10 protein-coding genes are annotated in these 9,390 nt (G+C 40.5%); 7 read left to right on the top strand and 3 right to left on the bottom strand.

What is annotated here, in order from left to right; translation table 11 throughout:
* Positions 1–55 precede the first annotated feature (55 nt).
* Both B5X76_RS21465 and B5X76_RS21470 read right to left on the bottom strand, forming a co-directional pair.
* Positions 56–262 carry a hypothetical protein gene (locus B5X76_RS21465; protein ID WP_079645905.1) on the bottom strand — a complete coding sequence of 69 codons (207 nt, stop codon included), beginning with the start codon at positions 260–262 and terminating at the stop codon, positions 56–58.
* 103 nt (positions 263–365) lie between these two features.
* On the bottom strand, positions 366–581 hold the full coding sequence (locus B5X76_RS21470; RefSeq protein WP_079645968.1) for a hypothetical protein: 216 nt from the start codon (positions 579–581) through the stop codon (positions 366–368).
* A 356-nt stretch (positions 582–937) separates the two neighbouring features.
* Here B5X76_RS21470 and B5X76_RS21875 point away from each other — a divergent pair, with 356 nt between their 5' ends.
* Positions 938–1,129 carry a hypothetical protein gene (locus B5X76_RS21875; RefSeq protein WP_139375447.1) on the top strand — a complete coding sequence of 64 codons (192 nt, stop codon included), beginning with the start codon at positions 938–940 and terminating at the stop codon, positions 1,127–1,129.
* A 146-nt stretch (positions 1,130–1,275) separates the two neighbouring features.
* Here the strand turns inward: B5X76_RS21875 and B5X76_RS21475 are convergent, their stop codons facing one another.
* Positions 1,276–2,043 carry a DeoR/GlpR family DNA-binding transcription regulator gene (locus B5X76_RS21475; RefSeq protein WP_079645969.1) on the bottom strand — a complete coding sequence of 256 codons (768 nt, stop codon included), beginning with the start codon at positions 2,041–2,043 and terminating at the stop codon, positions 1,276–1,278.
* A gap of 153 nt (positions 2,044–2,196) precedes the next feature.
* Here B5X76_RS21475 and B5X76_RS21480 point away from each other — a divergent pair, with 153 nt between their 5' ends.
* The 6 genes from B5X76_RS21480 to B5X76_RS21505 all read left to right on the top strand — a co-directional run bounded on the left by B5X76_RS21480 (position 2,197) and on the right by B5X76_RS21505 (position 8,987).
* Positions 2,197–3,417 (top strand): MFS transporter, encoded by a 1,221-nt coding sequence (locus B5X76_RS21480; protein WP_079645970.1) that lies wholly within the window; start codon positions 2,197–2,199, stop codon positions 3,415–3,417.
* Positions 3,418–3,590: 173 nt separating this feature from the next.
* Positions 3,591–4,595 carry an NAD(P)-dependent oxidoreductase gene (locus tag B5X76_RS21485; RefSeq protein WP_079645975.1) on the top strand — a complete coding sequence of 335 codons (1,005 nt, stop codon included), beginning with the start codon at positions 3,591–3,593 and terminating at the stop codon, positions 4,593–4,595.
* A gap of 5 nt (positions 4,596–4,600) precedes the next feature.
* Positions 4,601–6,046: an FGGY-family carbohydrate kinase gene (locus B5X76_RS21490; protein WP_079645971.1), complete on the top strand. Its 1,446-nt coding sequence runs from the start codon at positions 4,601–4,603 to the stop codon at positions 6,044–6,046.
* Positions 6,047–7,483 carry an FGGY-family carbohydrate kinase gene (locus tag B5X76_RS21495; RefSeq protein ID WP_079645972.1) on the top strand — a complete coding sequence of 479 codons (1,437 nt, stop codon included), beginning with the start codon at positions 6,047–6,049 and terminating at the stop codon, positions 7,481–7,483. It begins immediately after the preceding gene.
* 2 nt (positions 7,484–7,485) lie between these two features.
* Positions 7,486–8,079 carry a histidine phosphatase family protein gene (locus B5X76_RS21500; RefSeq protein ID WP_079645973.1) on the top strand — a complete coding sequence of 198 codons (594 nt, stop codon included), beginning with the start codon at positions 7,486–7,488 and terminating at the stop codon, positions 8,077–8,079.
* Between the two features lie 23 nt (positions 8,080–8,102).
* Entirely contained in the window at positions 8,103–8,987 is an 885-nt protein-coding gene (locus tag B5X76_RS21505) for a glycerophosphodiester phosphodiesterase family protein (RefSeq protein WP_079645974.1), read from the top strand.
* Positions 8,988–9,390: the final 403 nt, after the last annotated feature.

A 9,390-nucleotide genomic window follows, 5' to 3' on the forward strand; every position in this document is an offset into this window, starting at 1 on the left:
CTTAGGACAGTTACAGGTAGTTTATTCTTCATTGTGCTTAAAATATAAGATTGATTTAACCGTTTAGAATCTGGGAGAACCATAGTTTTATGCGCTCATAATGTTCCTCCCCATAGTTAGCTATAAAACGCTGTGTCTCCGGAAGGTCTTTATTCTGATAGACATCGAGGCGTTCTTCTGCAAATGTCCGCGTCAATGTTATTCCACATTTTTGTTGGATACAATATTTCCACTCTTCAAAATCTTTAGGGATACTATTCATGTGATTTGTTTTATCGAAGGTACAAATATATTTATTAAAAGCAACATTGTTGCTTTTAATAAATATATTTGTAGTCACTAAGATTTAAAAATAAACACCACTATTACTCTTCCTTTCCATATACCACTCCCTGTTCACGCAGTACATTGTTCTCTCGTTCAGCTATATCCTGTAGTGTGGCCAGATCTCTTAGTTTGACGTATAGCTTCCGGTTCACTTCAGATTCTTGAATCCAATTATAGAGCCGAGTAGCTTCATCTTCATTAAGCTTGCCATCTATGGATTTTTGAATCAAATCCTTTAGTTCAGTATTTTCCAAAACGGTTTATTTTAAAATTAGTCAGTAACAGTATGTGCTGTTCATAGGTAATACGCACAAGCAAGACAATACCCTACGAGAAGTTGTAATATTTTTTTAAATATTTAGGAATGCCTGTTGCAGATATGGATAAAGTTGGAAGGTTTTTTTCGTATCGTATATTTTCTGTTTGTTTTGAATAGATACAAGCTGGAAGTTAGCACTCATTTTTTTGTTGACAGAGACAGAAAGAAGCGAATTATACATTATCCCCTAATGTGATCAAAGTCGTCTCGAAATCAATTCAGGACGGCTTTTTGTGTATTATTTTACTTTGTTTTAGTGAAAATACCAGCTGAAAGTTTGCACTAACGAAGGTGAAAGCTGATCGTAGAGTGGCTGTGATGCGCGATAATGAGCCTGTATACTTTTGTCTGGGGACTCAATTGGAATTTCGCGGGTATGCATTCAGCGGTGTGCATATTGTATTTACCGCTAGGGAGACATTCGGCGGTAAGTATTCCTACCAAAAGCCTTGGTTTCGTTTTCGCCACTCCTTTGTAATGTAAGGCTGTTAACTTTTTTGATTTCATGGCCACCTTCCATATCAACCCGTTGCCAGCTTCCGATAAAAAATCGGGATTACAGTATTGGTCGACTTTTTTTATTTGTTTTTCCGTTATCTGGATCTTCTGATTCAGTTGAAGGACGTAAGTTAATCTGCGATAATCACCTGGATGCCGGCATCTTCGAGCGCGTTAATATATTTGCTCGATGTGTTTTTGTCTGTTATTATACAATCGACATCTTCGATGTTGCATACCTTTCCTAAACCGCGACGTCCAAATTTTGTGCTATCTGCCAGAATCACTACTTTTTGTGAGGTAGATAACATTTTCTGGTTTAATGTGGCCTCGGTCAAATTGCTGATAGTAATCCCGAAATCTAAATCGATACCGTCAACGCCCAAGAATAATATTCCGCAAGATACATCATCGAGTATGCGCATGGCATATTGACCTGCGACCGACGAAGAACTGGGACGAATCAACCCACCCAGTTGCAGCACTTCTATGTTGGGCTTGTTACACAGTTCCAGAGCGACTTTCAAAGCTGGAGTAATTACAGTGATTCGCTCTGACGTGTCGAGATGACGTGCTAATGCATAAGCTGTCGTACCGGAACCTATAAGTATGGAGTCGTTGTCCTGGATCATTTCAACAGCCTTTTTGCCGATCTTGTTTTTCTCGTCTGAGTTTATATTCTCTTTGATTAAGATGGGGCGATCGCTTGCATACGGGTTGTTATTGGAGGCACCTCCCTTTATTCTGAATAGCAGGTTTTTGTCTTCAAGCAACTTCAGGTCTTTTCGGATCGTTACACCCGAGACATTCATCTCGTCGCTTAATTCTTGTATAGCAACTTTATTATTCTCTTTTATTTTCTTTAAAATATATTCATGTCTATCGGTGATATTTTTCATTCTTAACTGATTAATACGCCCGAAAATACATAATTTTTGTGATATAGTTGTTGTTTGTGTTTTTTGCTGTTGTTATTTTTTTTGTTTAAAAAAGTTTAAATATGTTTAATTATGTTTACATTAGTGGGATAATACCAATAACTAAATTATGATATGAAAGATAAATCGTTTGTAGCTAAGTTGGGAATGCCCGACAATCTGAAGTGGGGATATTTGGGAATCTTGATTTTTATGATGGGGGATGGAGTCGAACAGGGATGGTTGAGTCCTTATCTTGTGGAGCATGGAATGAGTATTCAGCAGTCTGCTACTTTGTTTACCATCTACGGCATTACTATCGCGATATCCTCTTGGTTTTCGGGAGTTTTGGCAGAGAGCTATGGTCCTCGGAAATCAATGTTGATGGGTTTGATACTCTATATTCTTGGGACAATAGGTTTTGTGGGGATGGGGATGGCCAAATTAGACTATAGTGCTATGTTGTTCTTTTATGCCATTAGAGGGTTTGGATATCCCCTGTTTGCCTACTCATTTATGGTGTGGTTGACTTATAGGGCCCCTCAGAAGACCTTAAGTACTGCAGTGGGATGGTTCTGGTTTGTTTTTACTGGAGGATTAAATGTTTTGGGCGCCTATTATTCCAGTTGGGCACTTGAGCGGTTGGGTTATGAGGATACTTTATGGAGTTCTATAATATGGGTGTTGATAGGTGCTTTTTTTGCACTGGTAATCAATAAGGACAAGTTTGAGACAAAGGCTGCAAAAGAGTCGAAGAGTAGGGAGCTGCTCAATGGACTGACGATCGTAAAAAAAGAACCCAAAGTGCTACTTGGAGGAATTGTACGGGTCATTAATACGACGGCACAGTTTGCTTTTCCGGTATTTTTACCGATGTACATGGCCGAACACGGCTTTGATACAAAAGAATGGTTACAGATCTGGGGGACGATCTTTACCAGTAATATCATCTTCAATCTAATCTTTGGTTTTGTGGGAGATCGTGTAGGTTGGCAGAATACGATTATATGGTTTGGAGGTGTGGGGTGTGCTATAACCACAGTTTTCTTTTATTATTCTCCTATTTGGTTTGATGGAAATTATTGGGCAGTGATGGCTGCAGGGGTTGCTTGGGGAGGTTTGCTCGCCGGATATGTGCCTTTGTCGGCATTGGTGCCTTCTTTAGTAAAAGATGATAAAGGTGCTGCAATGGCAATCCTTAATTTAGGAGCCGGCCTACCTGTTTTTTTAGGGCCGGCTTTGGTAGGTCTTCTGATAGGTACAATAGGGAACGAAGGAATTGTTTGGGTGTTAGCTAGTTTGTACATCATTAGTGCCGTTTTGACCAAATTTATTACCATTGATACACGGGATTAGCGATCGGGTTTTAATAAATAATCAAACCGATCCGTCAACTGACGGATTATGAGTTCCATCGAGAAAACAGTTAAGTACACGAATAATTATTTACATATGAAATACGCATGTTTAACAAAGCACAAACACCCATGAGTATTCCATATGACAGACAAAAGTCAAATTATACACATATGAAAATATTACTTACAGCGCCGTATGAAAATGTTAAGGCATTACGTGAATTGGAAAGCTTATCCGATGAAGTGATTTATCGTTCGTGGAAACCACATGGTAGAGCGTACAATCCAAGTGAGCTTCTCGCGATGTTGAAGGAGACTGGGGCTGATGGGTTGATCTCCGAGCATGATGAGATTACGGAAGAGGTTTTGCGGGGCAATCCGCAGTTGAAGTTTGTGGGTGTGTGCCGTGGAACTCCATCTAATATTGCTATTAATGTAGCTACGGAATTAGGAATTCCTGTTTTTAATACGCCAGCTCGTAATGCGCAGGCTGTTGCGGAGATGTTTATTGCTAATGTTATTACCCTGTTGCGCAACACTATTCCGGCGGTCAGTTGGCTGGAAGGCAAAAACTGGGGCGAAGGAGCCCATACATCCTATCTCGAATTTAAAGGTAATGAGTTGGCTGGAAAAAAGGTAGGGATGGTCGGATTCGGAGCTGTAGCGCAGCATATAGCGCGTATGTTAGTGAGTTTTCCTGCTGAAATTTGCTATTTTGATCCTTATTATAATGATGCTAATACGGATTTCAGAAAAGTGGAATTGGAAGAGCTGTTCTCAAGCTGCGATGTAATCGGTGTTCATCTGCCGGTCACCGAGGAGACTACAGGGATGATCGATAAAAAGTATCTTTCTTTAATGAAGCCAGGTGCTATTTTTGTGAATACTGCCCGTGCGACAGTTGTAAATAGGGAAGATCTATTGGAGGTAATAGAGTCGGCGCAAATCCGGGGAGCTGTTCTCGATGTGTTTTATAATGAGCCGCCCGATGCAATCGATTATAAGATGATCTTGAATAAACGGGTATTGGCGACTCCCCATATCGCTGGAGCAACTCACGAAGTGGAAGATCATCACGCTTTTATCATGAATAATAATTTGCGTGAGTTTTTCCATAACGGCAATAAGTCAATCCAGCAGTTGGTTAATAAAGGAGTAATTGAATTTGTAAAATAAGAAAAATGGCAAAGAGCGTCTATTTGGTTGTAGATATTGGTACAGGAAATGCTCGTGTAGGAGTTTCAACTACAGATGGAGATATTTTGTCGGTAAAGCGGGAAAATGTAAACTATTTGGTGGACTCCAAGTATGAAGAGTCGATTTATTTTAATCCCGAAGAGCTTTGGAGGCAAATAAAAAGATTGTCTCAGGAGGCATTGAAAGAAGCAGGAGACGTGATCGTGAAAGCTGTTACAGCGACGAGCCAACGGGAAGGAATTGTGGTTATCGATGACAAAGGCAACTCCCTGCTCGGAATGCCTAATATCGATCATCGTGGACGGAAATGGGAAGACGACCTGCTGGACAAGGAGTTCGTGTATAATCTTTCCGGTAGATTTCCAACTTCATTGTTTTCGGCTCTTAAACTCGTTGGTCTGAGATCGGTTTATCCGAATGTCTTTAATCAAATAGACTGCGTGATGAGTATTTCGGATTGGATACAATATAAATTTTCAGGAGTTACATCTTACGAGCATTCTCAGGCTTCGGAAACCCTCTTGTATGACGTAGAGGCTAAAAATTGGTCCACCGATCTTTTAAAACTTTTCGATTTTTCGGCTTCTATTCTTCCAGAGTTGATGGATTCCGGAACGGTGCTAGGTCCGGTAAAGAAAGATGTTGCTGAGGATCTTCAACTATCAACAGCAGCAGTCGTCGTGGTTGGTGGTGGTGATACACAACTGGCTATTAGGAGTATGGAGCCTTCTGCAAATGATGTGGTTATCGTATCAGGTACGACTACGCCTATTATTAAGATAATAAATCGTTATGAAAAAGATAAGGATCAGCGAACTTGGACAAGTAGACATATTGATCGTTCGAATTTTATTCTAGAGGCTAATGCTGGCGTAACCGGACTGAACTATCAGCGACTTAAGGAAATATTCTATCCCAATGAAGGATATGCTATTATTGAGAAAGAACTCGAAGAGACCACGTATTCCCAGTGTGTGGCTTCATTGGGGTCGCTGATTGCCGACGAACAGGAGCCGTTGACCAAGGGAGGTTTTATCTTCAATGCGCCCGTATCGCACCAGTTAACCCGGGGGAGTTTTGTGTTCTCCGTTTTATGGGATATTGCTTGTTCTATCTATGAAAATTATAAGTTTCTATGTGATGTGTCTACTCATAACGAGTCCTATATATGGGCATGCGGAGGAGGTGTTGAAAGTAAAAAATTGCGACAGTTTTTGGCTAATCTTTTGGGAAAGAGTATTCGCGTAAGGAATACCTTTAGACAGGCTTCCATTTTGGGCGGGGTATTCATCTGTAATGATGCCCTAGGTGTACCGAATATAACACCGGTATTGATGGATGAAACATTTCCGGAAGAACAGGATAAGTTTGAAAAATTGTATCTGGAATGGAGAAATGCCAGAAAGACATTTAAACAGGTTGCATTGTAAATGAAAAGAAAATATTTCCTTGGGATAGATATAGGTACACAAGGGCTCCGTGTGATCTTAGCAGATCAGGTAGGCGAAGTAATCGTCTCGAAATCGAAAAATTTTGTCCTTACAGAAGGCTTCCGTAAGGAGCAATCTCCAGCTATGTGGTGGACAGATTGTTTTCAGTTGATTGGTGAGATCGTAGCGAGTTTACCTTCGAATTTTGATCGTGATTCTATTGTTTCGGCTTCGGTGACCTCTACTTCGGGGACCGTTATTCCTTTGGATATTAATCATAAGCCTATCCATAATGCTATAATGTACAGTGATCCTCGATCTGCTGAGCAGGGCAAGCGGATTAAAAAATTGGCTACAAAATATCTTCCCAATGGTTATACCGGGTTTAACACATCGTCTGGACTCAGTAAAATGCGGTGGTACATGGACACATTTCCTAGTTACGTCGAACAAATAGGCCTATGGGTCCATGCATCGGACTTTATTGTAGGTAATCTGTCCGGTAACTATCGAGTGACAGATTATACCAATGCGTTAAAATCGGGTTATGATTTGGATAACCTCGTTTGGCCCGCTTATATTTTTGAGAAAGTCGGACTGCGGAAAGAATGGATGCAGGAAGTTGTTCCATCGGGTTCCGTCGTGGGTAGATTGACCAAGGAATTGGCTGAATACTGGGGAATACCCACAATAGAGATCGTCGTAGGAATTACAGATGGTTGCGCGAGTCAGATTGCGTCTGGAGCAGTTAATCCCGGAGATTGGAATACCACAATAGGTACCACTTTAGTGATCAAAGGGGTGACCAAAAATCAAGTGATAGATCCGTTAGGGAGATTGTATAACCATAGGCATCCTGAGGGTTATTGGATGCCTGGGGGAGCGAGCAACACTGGTGCAGACTGGATATCCTTAGATTTTGAAGCGGATTTGACGGCGCTTAATGTTGCCGCTGAAAAAATGATACCCACAGGATTACTTGCCTGGCCCTTAAAGCAAAAGGGAGAGCGATATCCAATTATAGCCCCTCAGGCCGAAGCAATTGTTCCAGAGACCAGTGCGGAAAGCCAAAGATATGCAGCTAACCTGGAAGGCGTAGCTTTTATCGAGCGGTTGGCTTATGAAATCATTTCAGAATTATCCGGAGAAAAGTTAAGTGTACTGTATACCGCTGGAGGTGGCAGTAACAGCGATGTATGGTTGACTATACGATCGGCGGTGCTAGGCGTACCTATTTATAAATGTAAAGAAACTAGCGGAGCTTTTGGGGCGGCTATAATGGCAGCTTCCCAGACCTATTATAACTCCCTGACAGAGGCTGCTAAGCGTATGAGCGTTATCGAGAAGACAGTACAACCTAATCAAGAGCTGATGATTGCTTATGATGATCAGTACCGGTTGTTTAAGGAAAAGCTAAGAACGTTAAAATACATATAAATATGGTTACAATTTGTTTGTTAAGGCATGGAGAGACTGCGTATAATGCCGATGGGAATAGGTATTGCGGGCGTACAGATATTGATTTGACGGATAAGGGAATAGCTCAGGCACATAGAATGAAGAAATTACTAAAAGATTTTCAATTTGATGCTATATTTTCGTCTCCTTTAAAACGAGCCAAGAATACAGCGATAATAGCTTCCGGAAAAGAAGAAATCTTGGTGGATATGCGGTTGATAGAGGTAGATTTTGGACAATGGGAAGGAAAGAGAGCCGAAGAATTTCAGTTGGAGGATCCCCAAAGTTGGGAAAATTGGCTCTCGACGCCCGAGCATTTTCGAGCGGGAAATACGGGAGAAACAGCTACGGAGATTGTCACAAGATTAAATTCCTTCTATACCGAATTGCTCGACAAATATGTTGGTAAGACCGTACTTATTGTTGGGCATAATGGGATCAATAGGTTCTTTATCGCCTCTCAATTGGGGATGCCGCTAAAAAATTATAGAAAAATTGTACAGGAAAATTCAGCATTGACCCTATTGACTCTTTCAAAAGAGGATGGTGTTCATCTGTTGAAGTTAAATGCTTAGACTCAAATCATAAGGAGAATACGATGAAAAATGTTATATTATTGTCAGTAATGGTGGTTTTGTTTTTTTCTTTTAATCAGGCTGATGCCCAGAAACTGCATAAGCTTAGTTTCAAAACTACCGAAGAGATGTATGATTATTTCAAATATCAACCCGGTAAAAAAATCATCAGTGGCCACCGTGGAACAATAGAAAGGGGTATGCCGGAGAATTCTATCGTTGCGATGAAAGAAGTATTGAAATATACATCTGCAATCTTTGAAATAGATCCAAGGTACACGAAAGATAGTGTGCCGGTAGTGTTCCATGATGCTACTTTAGAGCGAACGACAAATGGAAGTGGAAAGGTCAGTGATTACACCTGGAAAGAACTGAAGAAATTAAAACTGAAAGATCATAATGGACAGTTGACTTCATATGGTATCGATAGGTTGGATGATATGATCAAATGGGCTAAAGGTAAGACAATTCTAAATTTAGACAAAAAGGATTTGCCGCTGGAGGCCACGGCGGAAATCATCAGACGATACAATGCTTACTCTTGGGTATGGGTCACGGTACATAATGTAGAACAGGCAAAATTTTTCTTAGACAAGAATCCCAAACAATATTTGTCGATGCATATCAAAGACCAACAGGCATTGGATAAGTTTATTGCTTCGGGACTACCATTTAACCGAATGATCGTTTATATCGGCCCAGAAATCAAAGCCGCTAATCAAAATATGTATGCTTTTTTTAAAGAAAAGGGCGTGTTATGTATGATATCTTCGGCTCCTACCTACGACAGACTTAAAACGGAGGAGGAGCGGGCAGAAAAATACAGAGCAGTTTTTGAAGATGGAGCTGCTGTTTTGGAATCGGATCTTCCTATAGAAGTATATAAGGCCTTAAAGGAAGAGAAATAGTTTGATCCGTTCTCCTCGTTTTAGGTGCTTTTTCAATCTGCAATGCCCCCAAAAGTAAAGTTTAATCCCTAAATTCTTGGTTCTGGGAGAATAGGCCGCAGTGGCAACTTATTTCTTGTAAAGGTTATTTATTGACTGAATAAAATAAGTCGTCGGAAGTGTAAGTTCCGACGACTTCATAATGCTAATCCAATAGCCAAACCATAATCACTGTTCCATCTTGGCTGGTCAGTTTACCGTAGATACTTCCACCATCAAAATGATAATTCAAGTAAAACTTACCTGTCCTTAACCAGGTGCCAAACTTATTGGGAGTGTAACTCAAACTGTGTCATTGGATAATTAACCAAAATCTAAAAGCCTCTATCAAGTTTGAGCCTATCCCCAAATTTAATGTAAAGTT

Origin of the sequence: Sphingobacterium nematocida (assembly GCF_900168125.1) — a bacterium.
Lineage (GTDB): Bacteria > Bacteroidota > Bacteroidia > Sphingobacteriales > Sphingobacteriaceae > Sphingobacterium > Sphingobacterium nematocida.